This is a genomic window from Shivajiella indica (assembly GCF_042683085.1).
Classification (GTDB): Bacteria; Bacteroidota; Bacteroidia; order Cytophagales; family Cyclobacteriaceae; genus Shivajiella; species Shivajiella indica.
In genome coordinates, this window is sequence record NZ_JBHUIV010000014.1 from 152,921 (window position 1) to 167,979 (window position 15,059).

The 15,059-nt window shown below is 40.4% G+C and carries 9 protein-coding genes; 5 read left to right on the forward strand and 4 right to left on the reverse strand.

The window, feature by feature from the left end; genetic code table 11:
* Positions 1-45 precede the first annotated feature (45 nt).
* From ACFSKV_RS09145 to solA, 5 genes are all read left to right on the forward strand, one after another.
* Complete coding sequence (locus ACFSKV_RS09145) at positions 46-1,599, forward strand: zinc-binding dehydrogenase (RefSeq protein ID WP_380801658.1); 1,554 nt, start codon at positions 46-48, stop codon at positions 1,597-1,599.
* Positions 1,600-1,701: 102 nt separating this feature from the next.
* A complete protein-coding gene (locus tag ACFSKV_RS09150; protein ID WP_380801659.1) occupies positions 1,702-1,839 on the forward strand; it encodes an SDR family oxidoreductase in 138 nt (45 codons plus the stop codon).
* A gap of 109 nt (positions 1,840-1,948) precedes the next feature.
* On the forward strand, positions 1,949-3,655 hold the full coding sequence (locus tag ACFSKV_RS09155; RefSeq protein WP_380801661.1) for a GMC oxidoreductase: 1,707 nt from the start codon (positions 1,949-1,951) through the stop codon (positions 3,653-3,655).
* Between the two features lie 10 nt (positions 3,656-3,665).
* Positions 3,666-4,259 carry a gluconate 2-dehydrogenase subunit 3 family protein gene (locus ACFSKV_RS09160; RefSeq protein ID WP_380801662.1) on the forward strand — a complete coding sequence of 198 codons (594 nt, stop codon included), beginning with the start codon at positions 3,666-3,668 and terminating at the stop codon, positions 4,257-4,259.
* A 505-nt stretch (positions 4,260-4,764) separates the two neighbouring features.
* A complete protein-coding gene (gene solA / locus ACFSKV_RS09165) occupies positions 4,765-5,952 on the forward strand; it encodes an N-methyl-L-tryptophan oxidase (RefSeq protein WP_380801663.1) in 1,188 nt (395 codons plus the stop codon).
* On the opposite strand, the gene ACFSKV_RS09170 is transcribed toward solA, so the two are convergent.
* The 4 genes from ACFSKV_RS09170 to ACFSKV_RS09185 all read right to left on the reverse strand — a co-directional run bounded on the left by ACFSKV_RS09170 (position 5,949) and on the right by ACFSKV_RS09185 (position 14,680).
* The gene (locus ACFSKV_RS09170) at positions 5,949-9,260 is read right to left on the reverse strand and encodes a VCBS repeat-containing protein (protein WP_380801664.1); all 3,312 of its coding nucleotides are present in this window, start codon (positions 9,258-9,260) and stop codon (positions 5,949-5,951) included. The genes solA and ACFSKV_RS09170 overlap by 4 nt on opposite strands.
* 48 nt (positions 9,261-9,308) lie before the next feature.
* Positions 9,309-9,887 carry a hypothetical protein gene (locus ACFSKV_RS09175; protein WP_380801666.1) on the reverse strand — a complete coding sequence of 193 codons (579 nt, stop codon included), beginning with the start codon at positions 9,885-9,887 and terminating at the stop codon, positions 9,309-9,311.
* A gap of 170 nt (positions 9,888-10,057) precedes the next feature.
* Positions 10,058-11,692 carry a RagB/SusD family nutrient uptake outer membrane protein gene (locus ACFSKV_RS09180; RefSeq protein WP_380801667.1) on the reverse strand — a complete coding sequence of 545 codons (1,635 nt, stop codon included), beginning with the start codon at positions 11,690-11,692 and terminating at the stop codon, positions 10,058-10,060.
* Between the two features lie 18 nt (positions 11,693-11,710).
* A complete protein-coding gene (locus tag ACFSKV_RS09185) occupies positions 11,711-14,680 on the reverse strand; it encodes a SusC/RagA family TonB-linked outer membrane protein (protein WP_380801668.1) in 2,970 nt (989 codons plus the stop codon).
* Between the last annotated feature and the right edge of the window lie 379 nt (positions 14,681-15,059).

Genomic DNA, 15,059 nt, shown 5'->3' on the forward strand with positions numbered 1-15,059 from the left:
AAGTTATATAATAAGAATTGCCTATTTTACACAAAACTTTTATCCATGAAAGCCATTCTTTGTACAGAATTTGGAGGCCCCGAACTCCTAAAATATACCGAAACAACAGAACCTATTGTAGGAGAAAAAGAAGTCATCATCCAGGTTGCTGCTTGTGCAGTGAATTTTCCTGATGTGCTGATCATTCAGAATAAGTACCAGTTTAAACCTGAACTTCCCTTCTCTCCTGGTGGGGAGGTATCCGGAATAATTACAGATATGGGGCCAGGAGTAAAGCATCTTCAGATAGGTCAACGCGTTTTGGCCCTCTGTGGCTGGGGAGGTTTTGCAGAAAAAGTGAAAGTCGCTGCAGACCGGGTTTTTCCAATTCCCCCATTTTTGGATGACATCACAGCTGCTTCAACCCTTTACACTTTTGGTACCGCTTATCATGCCTTAAAAGACAGGGCCCAGATCAAAGAAGGGGAAACCCTTTTGGTTTTGGGTGCTTCGGGAGGAGTGGGCCTGGCTGCTGTGGAATTGGGAAGGGTTCTTGGCGCAAAGGTCATTGCTGCAGCATCTACACAGGAAAAACTGAACATTTGCCAGCAAAAAGGAGCCGACATGCTGATCAATTATGAAGAAGAAGATCTTAAAGAAAAAGTCAAAGAGCTCACTTCAGGCAAAGGGGTTGATGTGGTGCTGGATGTAGTTGGAGACAAATATGCAGAACCTGCCCTGAGAAGCATGGCCTGGAAAGGCCGGTATTTAGTGGTAGGGTTTGCTGCTGGGGAAATTCCCAAATTGCCTTTCAATCTAGCTTTGCTCAAAGGTTGCTCGGTAATGGGTGTGTTCTGGGGAAGGTTTTCTTCAGAAGAACCCAAACAAAATCAGCAAAATATCATGGAACTGTTGGGAATGATTCATTCTGGCAAAATCAAGCAGCATATTTACAAAACTTACACGCTTGAGGAGGCGCCACAGGCACTAAAAGACTTAATGGATAGAAAGGTGGTGGGGAAAGCGGTTGTGGAGGTGAAAGAGAGACTAGAAACTAGAGACGAGAGATTAGAGGGAAACAAAAATCAAGAGGCAAGAATCAAGAACCAAGAAAGTGGGATTTTGGAAGGCGAAGGACGAAAGGCGGAAGGCGGAAGTGGAAAAGTGGTATTTAGGTCGGTGGGGGATTTGAAGGCTTATGAGGGAAAATCTCTGGGAGCTAGTTCATGGACCATGGTAAGCCAAGAGGTAATACAGAAATTTGCGGAGACCACGGAGGATTTTCAGTGGATCCATGTGGACACCGAAAAAGCCAAGGTACTGATTCCCGGTGGGAAAAATTTGGCCCATGGCTATTTGACACTTTCTTTAGCTCCCAAACTTTTGTATGAAATCTTGCCCATTGAAGGTGCTCAGATGGCTTTAAATTATGGTGTGGATAAAGTTAGGTTTCCTTCACCGGTATTTTCTGGGGATCAGGTAAGGCTAAATGCCAATATTTCTAAATTAGAAGAGAGTCCAGATGGCAGCATCAAGCTCTTTATTCATGTCGAAATGGAATCCAATAATTCACCTAAACCAGTATGTGTCGCAGAAATGATTTCTATGGTGAGGTTTTGATCATTTTCATTAAATTTAAAGTATGCGTCTAGAAAATAAAATTGCCATCATCACCTGCGGAGCCAATGGAATAGGGGAAGCAACAGTTCGACTTTTTGCCAAATGATGCCTATGATACCTTTGGGCTATTGGGGTAAACCTTTGGATATCGCCTATGGATACCTGTATCTAGCATCCGATGAAGCGGCCTATGTGAATGGCAATTGCTTGGTAATAGATGGTGGAGCTGCTAGAGAATAGCTTTAATGGCTTCATTTTTTCCTTGATCTATTTTCCCTTTTTTTAAATGAGGTTTTTATCTAGATTAAACGTCTTATATATTCAATGAACCTATTTAAACCCAATTTCAATGAGTAACCTCAATATCAAGGCAGTAGCTGAGAATACCTATGATGCTATTGTTGTAGGTTCCGGAATTTCCGGAGGCTTCGCTGCCAAAGAATTATGCCAAAAAGGCCTCAAAACACTTGTACTGGAACGGGGACGCCTTGTTACACATTTACAGGATTATCCTACCATGAACCTGGATCCCTGGGATTTTGAAAACCGCGGTAAACTGACCCATTCCGAAAGGGAAGACTTTTATGTCCAGGTCCGTTCAGGATTTGTAAATGAAGAGAATAAACATTTTTACCACAATGACAAAGCAGATCCTTATATCGAGGACCAGCAATTTGACTGGATCCGCGCTGATGTGACAGGAGGACGTTCCCTCTTATGGGGCAGGCAATGCTATCGCTGGTCGGACTTGGATTTTGAGGCAAATGCAAAAGAAGGTATTGGGATAGATTGGCCAATCCGGTACAAAGACCTCGTTCCGTGGTATGATTATGCGGAACGTTATGTGGGAGTTTCCGGTGAAAAAAGAGGACTTCCCCATTTACCGGATGGTCAGTTTTTGCCTCCCATGGAAATGAACTGCTTGGAAAAACATGTCAAAAAAGAAATAGAATCCAAATTCCCTTTCCGATATATGACGATTGGAAGGGTAGCGAACCTGACAGTGGAACACAATGGTCGAGGAGCCTGTCAATCCAGAAACCGATGCAATAGAGGTTGTCCCTACAGTGCCTATTACAGCTCAATCTCTGTAGCCCTACCTGATGCGGCTAAAACAGGGAATTTGACACTTAGACCAAATTCCGTAGTACATTCTGTTATTTATGATGCCCAAACAGGCAAGGCTTCAGGGGTCAGGGTAGTGGATAGGGAAAGCAAGGAGATGATTGAATATTATGCCCGCATCATTTTCCTAAATGCTTCTGCTCCTGCCACGGCTGCCATTATGCTTAATTCCGTTTCAGATAGATTTCCAAATGGACTGGGTAATGACTCAGGTGAACTAGGTCATAACATCATGGACCATCATTACCGCCTGGGTGCTATGGGAACTTTTGAGGGTATGGAGGATAAATATTACAAAGGACGCAGGCCAAATGGCATCTATATTCCAAGATTCCGCAATATCAATGAAGAGACCAAAACCGATGCCTTCCTTCGTGGCTATGGCTACCAAGGGGGCGGTACCCGCACCAACTGGTCAAGAGGAGCCAATAGCAAAGAGTTTGGGGCTGATTTTAAAGACAGCATGATGCAGGCCGGGGAATGGACCTTCAGAATTGGTGGATTTGGTGAAGTACTTCCTTATCACGAAAACAGGATGTACCTACATTCAACCGAAAAAGATGAATGGGGCATTCCTAAAATGGTGTTCGATGCAGGATACAAAGAAAACGAACTCACCATGAGGAAATATATTATGTCAGATGCAGCTGAAATGCTGGAAGCTGCAGGACTCAAAAATGTCCAGACTTATGATGGAGGAGGTGCACTGGGTATAGGTGTCCATGAGATGGGAACCGCCCGAATGGGAAAAGATCCTAAAACTTCTGTCTTAAACTCCTTCAACCAAGTGCACGCTGTAAAAAATGTATTTGTAACAGACGGGGCATGCATGACCTCATCCGGGACTCAAAATCCATCCATCACCTACATGGCCTTGACCGCAAGGGCTGTAGACCATGCCGTGAAAGAAATAAACCGAGGAAACCTTTAAACCTAAAAACATGAAAAGAAGAGATGCCTTAAAGAGCACAGCCATGATCTTGGGATATGCTATCAGCGGTTCCACGGTAGCTGTCTTGATGCAATCCTGCGAATCAGGACCAAAGCTTTCCTGGACCCCAACAATTTTATCCAATAACCAAGCACAAATACTTTCTGGCCTTATTGACAGGATCCTTCCCAGCACCAGCACGCCGGGAGGATTGGATGTGGGAACAGATCAGTTTGTGGATAAAATTTTAGCTTCTGCATTTCCGGAAAACATACAAAAAGGATTTTTGGCGGGATTGGATGCTTTCAATGCTGAATCCAAATCCCTACAAGGTAAGAATTTTACCAAATTGGATGACAGCAAAAAAGATGAAGTTATCCGGGCTTTTGAAGAAAAATCCGGTCCATTACCCGGAAACTTATGGGCATACAATTTTGCTGACGGAGATGAATTCCCTTTTTACCGAATGATGAAAGAACTGGCTTTGCTGGGCTACTTTCACTCCGAAAAAATAGGAAAAGAATTTTTAGCCTATGACCCCATTCCTGGTCCTTTTCAAGGATGCATCGATTATGGGGATGTGGGCAAAGCTTGGACGGAATAGGAGGGGATGAATTTTGAATGAAAAATGAGGTATTAAATAGGGGAGATGTCAGGTTTTGAAACATTAAGAAGTGAAGGCCATTAAGACGTTCATTAAGAAAGGGTTTCGAAGGCGGATGTCGGAAGGCTGATTGCGGAAAACTGTGACCCCGATACCTTATGAAGAATATAGGGTGATATTTGCTATGCGATATTACTTGATATTTGCCAATGGGCGAAGTCCACTGCAATAGAGCTTCCTATGCGACCCTCAACGAATGAAGCTGAAAGCCGCAGATAAATTGAGGTATGGATAAATGTATTCACTAAAAAAAGACAGAAAGTTTCTCGCAACATTGACAATGGTTTTCAGGCCACCAGGGCAGAATACGTACGAATCGTTTGGTTAGTGGCAGATTAACGGATGTACTTATTTATAAAAACAGACGCTAAAAAATCTGCGAGCATCTGCTCCATCCGCGTTATCTGTGTTCTATCTTTCACATTAGAATAAATAAAAACTCAGCATGTTGGCACATCCTATGAAAAGAAATGTTTTCGATATCGCCGTTATTGGATTGGGTGCTTTGGGTGCCTCCACTCTTTGGCAGCTTAGCAAATCCGGGCGAAATATACTTGGGATCGATCAGTTTGCTCCTCCGCATACCATGGGTTCTTCCCACGGGGAGACCAGAATCACCCGATTGGCAGTGGGAGAAGGAATGGATTTCATTCCGGTAGTCATGCGCTCTCATGAGATATGGAAGGAAATTGAAACCATTACCGGAAAGGAAATCATGACCACTACCGGAGGTCTATTGTTCGATTCCGGAGGAAAAAGCTGGTCCAAACATGGATCGGAGGGTTTTTTCAAAAGAACAGTGAATTTTGCACAGGAGGCTGGAATAGACCATGAGGTTTTTGATGCAGGCGAACTCAAAAAAAGGTTCTCAGAATTCAATCTGGAAGAAAGGGGAACAGTCTATTATGAACCGAGTGCAGGATTTTTGAGGCCAGAACTGGCCATTTCAACCCAACTCCATCTGGCAGAAAAAAACAAGGCGGCAATTAAAACCCACACCAAGGTATTGAGCATTTCTCCTTTGAGCGAAGGAGGAGTGAAAATCATGACCAACCAAGGGGAATTTGAAGCAGAAAGGGCTGTAATAAGCGCAGGAGCATGGATAAAGGACTTCTTGCCACCAACAGGAAAGTCGCATTTTAAAATCTGCCGGCAAATCTTACATTGGCTTCCTATTAAGGACAAGGCTTTTACTTTGGGCAAGACCCCTATATTTATGTGGGGATTTGGGGAAGGTGCGGAAGATTTTATCTATGGATTTCCTTCCCTGGATGGGAAATCCGTGAAAATGGCTTCTGAATCTTTTATAGAAAGGAATCATCCGGATACCCTTTCGAGGGAAGTGAGTAAAGAAGAAGAGGAAAAATTTCTTTTGGAAAAAATAGCCAATCGATTTAATCTAATAGAGAAGAAAGTAATCGAATCCAAAGTCTGTATCTATACGGTTACGCCTGATTCCTATTTTGTAGTGGATTCACTTCCTGACTTTCCAGAGGTAATGGTTGCTTCTGCATGCAGCGGCCATGGATTTAAACATTCTGCAGGTTTAGGAGAAGCCATTGCAGATAAATTATTAGGTAAAAATACCAGATTTGATCTATCTCCTTTCAAATGGAAACCTAAGGACAATTAAGGTTTGACATATTCAAACACTTCGGTTTCCCCATCATTTTTAACAAATAAAACCCAGTTTTTTTCCTTCACGGTAATTGCTTTGATATGGCGGATCTGGCCTTTGATGCCCAGAGAACTGATATTAAATTCCCCGAAATTTCCATTCCCTTCTCCTTTCAATACCGTTCCCCAAGTTCCCAGATAAGCCCCGAAATAAGGGTGAGTTTCAATTAAATTCCCTCCCAGAATCAAATCCAAAATACCATCCCCATCAAGGTCAAGACTTTCAATAGCCTGCACTGGAGCAAGTTGGGCTATATCCGGGAGAGGTATAGATTGTAATTGTTTACCATCGTTCATAAAAACCTTAGAAGTGAATCCGTGAACTTCAAAAATTTCCGCATTTGAAAGGGGCATTTTATTGAAAACCTGATCTACTGTCTTCCCAGCAAAATCTGAATTACGCACAAAATTTTTCTTCAGAGAAGGGATCTTTTTGACCAGTTCATCTCTATTGGCCAAAGGAAAATAACTATTTCCAATTCCATATGCTATAATAGGATCCAAGCTTCCATTTCCATCCAGATCTTTCACCCACATTTTCAATGGAAGATCCACACTTGGTTTCAGGCGGTTGTTCAAGCCAAGGTTACCAATTATCAGATCCTGAAAACCATTTCCATCAAGGTCTGCCATATGGATAACATTCCACCAGCCGTTGGTTTGATCCATACCATATTCTTTGGATAGGTCTTTGAAAACCCCATCCACTGATCCAAATACTTTAACACCCATCCATTCCCCTACGATAACAAGTTCTTCCTTACCGTCTGAATTAAGATCCACCAAAACAGCATCCTTAATGTATCCAGGAAATTTAAGTGCTGATCCGTTTTGGTCTGTAACATCTTCAAATTCACCTTTTCCATTGTTTTTTAGCAAATAGCTCCTTGGAACTTCTCCATACCTCCCTTCAATATTTCTCCCACCAATAAAAAGATCCATTTTTCCATCCCTGTCAAAATCAAATGGAAGGATCACCGAAACCTGAATCGCAGGATCAATAGGCAGGCTTTTGCCTTTTGCCAAGCGCCCATTTCCAAGACCAAAATATATCTTAGAATCTGAAGTACTCCTTCTAGAATCAGGAATATTACCTCCCCTTCCAACCATCAAATCAGGAAAGCCGTCACTATTGAAATCAGCCCAGTTTGCAATTACCTCCTCCAATTCAGAATCCTCCATGAGTTCAGGTAAAGCAATCGGAATAAATTTGCCGGATTTATCCTGCTTGAAAATTACACTTTCCTGACCAGTTGCTCCACCAAAAAAAAGATCTTCCAGACCATCTCCATCCAAATCAAGTACTTCAAAAGCTGGCCCTTCTTTGGAAAGCTTATGGGGAAGCAATGGTTCTAAATTAAAATCATTATAGCTATTTTCCTCGTGGATGAAATCAATACCTGTTTCTAAAGGACTCAATTTCCTCCAAGAAAAATCCCTTTCCGATATGTTAAATGTGTAGGGCGTTTTAGCATTGACTTGCTTAAAAATAAGACTCTGATCTGTCAGAACATTTACCAATTTTTCAGATAAGCCTCCAGGCCAAATAACTATCAAAGAGTCCAGTTGATCTACATCGCCTAAACCCATATGGATTTCAGGAGGAACACTGGACTGAAATCCTCTGCTCGTAAAATTTTCTTGTGTAAAAATTTTTCCCTCATGGAACGCTATAACCCTGCACCCAATTCCAAAGGGGTTTTTGGAATTTCCTTCAAATTTGAATTTTAGATACCTATGGCCAGAATCCAGACTTTTCTCCTTGGTAGTATTCCTCCAGATTCCTGCTTTTTGGTTGATATTGCTGACAACCAAATCCAAATCTCCATCATTGTCCAAATCCGCATATACAGCACCATTGGAAATGCTAGGCTGATTAATCCCCCAAGCCCTTGATACATTTTTAAAAGCCAAATTTCCTGAATTTTTGAAAAAATAATTATAGACAGCACCAGGAGGCATTCTTTTGGCGAGGTCAAGGTTACTGATCTCTGATTCCCCATCTCTTTCTGTGATAAAGTTGATGTAATCCAAATCGTTTGGTCTTCTGTTGATGCCATTGGAAATAAAAATATCCTTATGGCTATCGTTGTCAAAATCTGCAAATAGAACTGACCAACTCCAATCCGTGGCATGAACCCCTGCAAATTGTGCTATTTCTGAAAAGGTGCCGTTTTTATTGTTCAAATGGAGCATATTCCGACTTGACTGGCGCTCATATCCAAAATTCAACTTGAGGTTGTAAATCTCATAACTGTCCTCACCGGCAGACATTTTTTGTGTTTTTTCATCCTCTGGCAACATATCCAGACTCATGATATCTATCCAACCGTCATTGTTGATATCAGCCAGATCAATTCCCATTGAAAACCTGCTTGAATAAGGGAGAGAGGAAGAAATCACTTCTTTAAATGAGCCGTCTTTTTGGTTGATATACAGGTAGTCATTTTCATTAAAGTCATTGGAAACATAAATATCCGGCCAGCCATCATTATTTACATCCGAAATCCCCACACCTAATCCATAGCCGATATGGCTGGAAAAAATTCCGGCTTCATTGGTTACGGGAGTAAATTTACTGATCCCCTTTTCTAAATTACTTCTGAACAATTTGTCTCCGGCCAATCCATCATCAAGGAAACGTAAAGAGGCCCGACCATAACTCCTTTCCGTATGAACGGCATGGTTGAGCAGATACATGTCCAAATCCCCGTCTCTGTCATAGTCAAAAAATGCGGCATGCGTACTGAATCCCCTAAAATCCAACCCATATTCCTCTGCCCTTTCCGAAAAAGTAAGGTCTCCATTGTTGATATATAACTCGTTTTTACCCTCTATACCTTTGTAATTGCCAAGCCTACAAACATATATATCCATTAATCCATCTCCATTGATGTCCACAAAGGAAACCCCGGTTTTCCATAATCCAGGAGAGGAAACTCCAGCCTTGAGGGTAATATCTTCAAACTCAAAGTTGCCCTTATTCAAATAAAGCTTGTTTTCCTGCTGATTCGCTGAAAAATAAATATCCATCAGCCCATCATTATTGATATCCCCAACGGCAACTCCCCCACCGTTATAAAAATAGAGATATTCAATAATGTTAAATTCTTCATCTTCATGAAGATCATTAGAAAAATTAATGCCTGTTTTTAAAGGGTCTATTGATTGAAATAGAAAGTCCTGATCCAATTTTTCCTCATTTTGAACACAGGAAATAACAATAAAAAAAAAGGATGCTGTTTTCACGATCCTTTTTAACATTAAGAATATTATTTTCACTGAATGAATGAGCACAACCTCCACAATCCTTTAATTATTATCCGGGGATATTTTTTTGGCATATTCTTCTTTCAACCTCTTTTCCACTTTCAGATCTGTGAAAACCGCTTGCACAAACTGCTCATCCTTTACAAAAAGATTGATCCTTCTTTTTCCGTCAATCCTATAATAAACTTTTCCCTGTGTTGGATGATTCAACAATTTGAAATCATCTCCATAGGTTTTTTTATAATCTTCCAACACTTCTTCCAACAACTGGTCCGCCCAATATTGTTTGTTCCATGGAGCCCAAGAAATAAATTGGTAGGTAACAGGCATCTCAAAAATTTTATGATCAATGAATGTGGGGAAAAACCGCATGCTGACTTCACTTGAAAACTTATCCTTGATCAAATGCTCCACATTGGTATTTCCTCCAGGACCTTGGGTAATCAATTGCTGCTTGTTTAGTTCTGTACAATGATCAAAGAAATCCTTTTGAGGCATACCAAGGTAAAACCCCATAAATAAAGCATCTGAATCAGAGCTTTTTCCTTTATCCATATCACAGGAAAATAGGCTTGCACCTAACAAAGAAATATAAATCAATAGCTGATAAAATCTATTCATAGATTTTCAAGAAGTTTATTCAATGCTGATCCATAATCAGTTTTCGAAAATAAAGGATTTTGTCCTTAATCATCAAATAAGTAAAACATTTTTACCCAAATTCAACAATACAAAAAAAAAGCAAGCTGCATCAAATGATTCAGCTTGCTTTTCAATAATATCAAATCCAATTAATTATATCCCGGATTTTGGGTAAGTTTTGGATTTGCCAATCTTTGCGGTTCAGGAATTGGAAACAATTCCAAGAAACTACCTGGTGAATGAACTCTTTTAGGTCTGTTCATTCCTTGGAAAGGCCACCAAGCTTCACCATATTTCTTGAAGCGGATCAAATCCTGTCTTCTAGTCATTTCCACATACATTTCACGTCCTCTTTCAGCTAAAAGATTTTCTTCAGTCAAAGTGGTAAATGGATCAAGGTTCCCTGCTCTTTCTCGAATCTGATTCACCAAAGCCAAAGCTTCGGTAGTATTGCCCAATCTAAATTCCGCTTCAGCAAGGGAAAGGATAGCGTCTGATAATCTGAATACAACAAAGTCATTACTCATGTTGTTGGTTCCTCCCATTTCAAACTCATACTTACCAATTCTAGCTCCTGCCTGGCGTAATCCCTGTGGCCAAATTTCATTTAGGTAAGGCATAAAGGTAATAGGGGTTCCATTAGGGTCACCGTTTCTACCTGTGGCATCAAATGGCTCCACTCCCGGATCTTCCAATAAAGAACCATCAGATCTAAACTGTGGTCCAACCAGGAAGTTACTCAACCTGCCATCTATAGTCCCTTCAGATTGCTCCAATGCCAAGCCTCTCCATACCGGACCCTGAACACCTGGGTTCTTAACTGGATCAATGTAAGAATTATAAAATTCTTCCACTGTCTGATAGCCATTCCATGGTTGTTGGGTCAGGTTAAAGGTAGATTGACTGGCAATATGCAAGGTCATCATGACCCAGTTAAAGCCTCCTGCAAATACTTTGTCATAAGGATAAACAAATATATTTTCGGTAGATCCAGAATTATTGATTAAGAAATTATCCCTATAACTTGGCATCAAACTATAAGGACCGGTATTGATAATTTCTTTTGCATCTGCCGCAGCTAAAGCCCATTGAGGTGTTCCGGTATAAACTTCAGCATTAAGGTACAACTTCATACGAATCATCAAAGCAGCCCATTTCGTCATCCTTCCATAAGTTGTTCCATCTTTTGCAACTGGAAGTAAAGGAATGATTTCATTCAATTCAGAAAGGATAAAATTATAAATTTCAGTCCTTGATGAGGTACCAGGAGGTTCGGTCTCTGTAAAAGAAGTAACTAACGGAATGTTTCCAAACGCATCCATAGCCCAATAATAGTAAAGGGCTCTTAAGGCTCTCAATTCAGCAATAAATGCAGGAGAATTGGGATTGTCCAAAGACTCGAAAGAGAAAATCAAACGGTTACAAGTGTTAATCCCTCCGTATAAGAAGTTCCAAGAGTTATTGAAGAAAGGGTTATCCGGAAGGAATTCATGCTGATGCAATTGCAACAACACACCCCCGTCAAACCAGTCACCACCTTTGGTGGAGATGGTGATTTCATCTGAAGCCAATTCATTGATTGACCAAAGTCCAGAGTGATTACCTAAACCACCCAAAGAACTATATGCCTGACCTAATGCAGAAATAAATTCTTCTTCCGTTTGAAAGAAGTTATCTGCCGTTACATCGCTGAATACCTCCTCTTCCAGATCAACGCATGATATGGCAAAGAAACTCATTGCAAGGCCAATCAAGAAGTATCGTATGTTTAATAATTTTTTCATATCATATTGAATTTAAGCTTAGAAACTAACGTTTAACCCAAATGTTGTGATGGTTGTAGTAAAATAGGTTGCCCTACGTTCTATCCCAGGAGCCAATGGGTCATTTGTTTCTGAATCAAGATAACGAACCTCAGGATCTACACCTGTGTAGCTTGTAAACATGAAAGGATTTTGTACGGCTAGGAATGTCCTTAACCTGGTCACATTCCTTCCAATTCCCACATTAAAGTTATACCCTAAAGTTGCATTGTCCAAAAGAACGAAATTTGCTCTTTCTACGTGGTCACTGTTATATTCTGCCTTAGTTACAGCAGGATCATAATATTTTGTTTTTACGATGTTATAGTTCTGAACAGTAGTTCCTTCAGTATTTTCATAAAAGCCTCTGTAACTATTGATCAGATAATGTCCGATTGAGCCTCTAAAGAAGAAGTTCAGATCCCATCTTTTGTAATTGAAGGTGTTGTTTATACCAAAATTGAAGGTTGGATAAGCAGTTCCCAATTGGGTTCTGTCCTCATTACAATTACAATAAACCGGGTTACCGTTATCGTCTACAGCGGTTCCATTAATTACGGCCATCCTTGGACTTCCATCTTCATTCAATCCGACTTTTCTAGGTCCCCAAATCTGTCCCAGAGGACCATTTTCCTGTATACGGATCAATTGGGTCAGGTTTTGTCCGGGAGAACCAAAGTTAGATCTATAATTCACCTCACCAAAACTTAGATCTCCAGCTGATAAGCTTCGAAGATTGGTCCTCAATGTAGAGAAGTTAAATCCTGTAGTCCATCTAAAATCAGATTTTTGAATGGCCTGGTAATTGACCATAACCTCAATTCCTGAATTCAGCATTTCACCTATGTTCAGGACAGTTTGAGGGAATAAGTTTGGTGGTACGGGTACGTTGATAGGAAGCAACATTCCTGTAGTGACCCTGGTGTAATAATCAATAGCACCATCCAATTTATTGTTAAGGATAACAAAGTCCAACCCTACGTTATATTCGTCTTTTGTTTCCCAAGCCAAATCAGGGTTTGGATTGGATACAGGACCATAGGAAGGTACAAAGGCTCCATTATAGAAGAAGTTACCCTGACGGCCAAATCTCAACAAAGAAAGGTAGGATTGATTTGGCTGTGTACCTGTTCTACCATAACTGGCCCTAAACTTCATAGCACTTATAGAGGAAGGCATTTGAAAAACGTTCGCCAAGTTGACCCCGGCACTTACAGCTGGAAACAAACCCCATTTATTGTTCGCACCAAATCGGGTAGAACCTTCATATCTTGCACTCAAAGACAGGAAGTAGGTATCTTCCAAATTGAAATTGGCCCGACCAAAGAACGCCACCAATTTGTTGGAGTTGGCATAACTGGATACAGTAGCAAGACCATTGGCAAAATCCAAAGCTGCACCTATATTGTTATAGGTAAATATGTCTGTCAGGAAGTCCCCGGCTTGCATGTAGTTGCCTTGATTGAAGAATTCCTGATAAGAATAACCACCTAAAAATGCCATTTCCAATCTACCTGCGGTGGCATCATAATTTAAGGTAGTTTCCAACAAGTCATTCAATCTTACATCATCCTGTATGGTTGCGAGACCGTTTCTACCAAAGCCTCCTCCAAATTTTGCAGTCTTTGGAGAATAAGCACCTCTCCAGTCAGTTTCTCTTTGGGAGGCATAGAATATAGCTGCCCTAAACCGATCAGTGAAGTTATATTCACCTCTGATGCTGGCCAATAATCTGCTTTCTCTACGGTCATCGATATTCTGTTCTGCAATAGAAACCGGGTTGAACCAATCAAAAATATCCCTTTCTGCATAGCCGCCAAACTGGGCATCCTGTGGTAATGAACTCCTGACAGGAACAGTTGGGTTACTTATAATAGCATATCGGAAAGAGTTCTCATTTCCAAACTGCCTATCAATAGAGGTATTGGAAATGTTAACTGTAAAGATTGCTTTATCTTTTAAAGCACGTTGGGTAAGGTTTATCCTTGCATTTAATTGGTCAAAACCGGAATTGATGCCAACACCATCCACCCCACGGTAGTTCATGGATACTCTATATGCTGTTGTTGCACTTCCTCCTCCCAGGGATAGGTTGTGTACCTGGCTGAAACCGGTTCTGGTTACTTCATCTAACCAATTGGTATTTGCACCAAGGTCCACCATGTTGGGAACCTGACGGTATTCACTGGCTGTCATAACAGGAATCGTTCTGGCTACTGTCTCTGCTGCGACGCTTCCATTATATTCCACTACTGTTCTTCCTTGTTTTCCTGTTTTGGTAGTGACCAAAATTACACCTGCAGAACCCCTTGTTCCGTAAATTGCAGCAGCTGAACCATCCTTCAATACGTCCATGGATTCAATATCATTTGGATCCACAGTAGCCAAGGAACCACCGATCACGCCATCTATTACCACTAGTGGTTCCGCATTTTCTCCGATAGTAGAAATACCTCTCAAACGCATGTTGAAACCCCTATTTGGATTTCCACCTGGTCGTGCAATATTCAAACCTGCTACTTTACCTTGGAGCAATTGTCTAGGGTCATTTACTGTTCCCTGGTTAAAATTCTCAGCTTTCACACTGGTAACCGCACTGGTAATTTCTTTTCTCTCCTGAGTACCGTAACCAACCACAATGATTTCGGAAAGCGCCTGTACAGTCTGAGAAAGGCCAACATTGATAACCGATCGGTTTCCAATCAGCTCTTCTACAGATTCGTATCCGATAAAGGATATTACCAAAGTCTCTTCTGGTGATGCCAAAATTGAGTAATTTCCGTCTATATCAGTAATGGATCCTCTTGTGGTTCCTTTTACCAATACGCTGACCCCAGGGATTCCATCACCTGAATCCTTGTCGATTACTTTTCCTGTTATTTGACTCTGTTGAGCGAAAGCAAGATTTCCAATGCTTAAACTCAGCAGGAAAAACAACAGGAATACATAATTCCATAATTGTTTTTTCATAGGTTTAATGGGATTGTTGTTAATTAATTTTAAAATTTAATACCTGAATAATACTAAACTACGAAATTTAAAGTAAGAACTAGAAATTTCAAAATAATTAGTTTGGTTATTTTAATATTTTTTAAAATTATTTTCCGTGAGGTATTGTTTTTGGTAAATGTTGTTTTAAAATGTAAATCTTTACCTTTTTTTATATAAAAAAATAAATTTGAATTTTTCCACTTAAGTTTTTTAATAAATTAAGTAAAATTTCATTTTTTTCTGAAGATTAAATATTTGTTCACATTCTAAACAAGCCAGCAAAAAAATAGAAAAAACTATTTGTTTCAATTCCCTTAAAAAATTCATAAAATTCCTCAAATCTAAACTGTCAATCAAT

Bases quoted from the DNA above. Each gene is read 5' to 3' on its own strand.
- ACFSKV_RS09145 (WP_380801658.1), top strand. From the start codon at position 46: ATGAAAGCCATTCTTTGTACAGAATTTGGAGGCCCCGAACTCCTAAAA.
- ACFSKV_RS09150 (WP_380801659.1), top strand. From the start codon at position 1,702: ATGATGCCTATGATACCTTTGGGCTATTGGGGTAAACCTTTGGATATC.
- ACFSKV_RS09155 (WP_380801661.1), top strand. From the start codon at position 1,949: ATGAGTAACCTCAATATCAAGGCAGTAGCTGAGAATACCTATGATGCT.
- ACFSKV_RS09160 (WP_380801662.1), top strand. From the start codon at position 3,666: ATGAAAAGAAGAGATGCCTTAAAGAGCACAGCCATGATCTTGGGATAT.
- solA (WP_380801663.1), top strand. From the start codon at position 4,765: ATGTTGGCACATCCTATGAAAAGAAATGTTTTCGATATCGCCGTTATT.
- ACFSKV_RS09170 (WP_380801664.1), bottom strand. From the start codon at position 9,260: ATGTTAAAAAGGATCGTGAAAACAGCATCCTTTTTTTTTATTGTTATT.
- ACFSKV_RS09175 (WP_380801666.1), bottom strand. From the start codon at position 9,887: ATGAATAGATTTTATCAGCTATTGATTTATATTTCTTTGTTAGGTGCA.
- ACFSKV_RS09180 (WP_380801667.1), bottom strand. From the start codon at position 11,692: ATGAAAAAATTATTAAACATACGATACTTCTTGATTGGCCTTGCAATG.
- ACFSKV_RS09185 (WP_380801668.1), bottom strand. From the start codon at position 14,680: ATGAAAAAACAATTATGGAATTATGTATTCCTGTTGTTTTTCCTGCTG.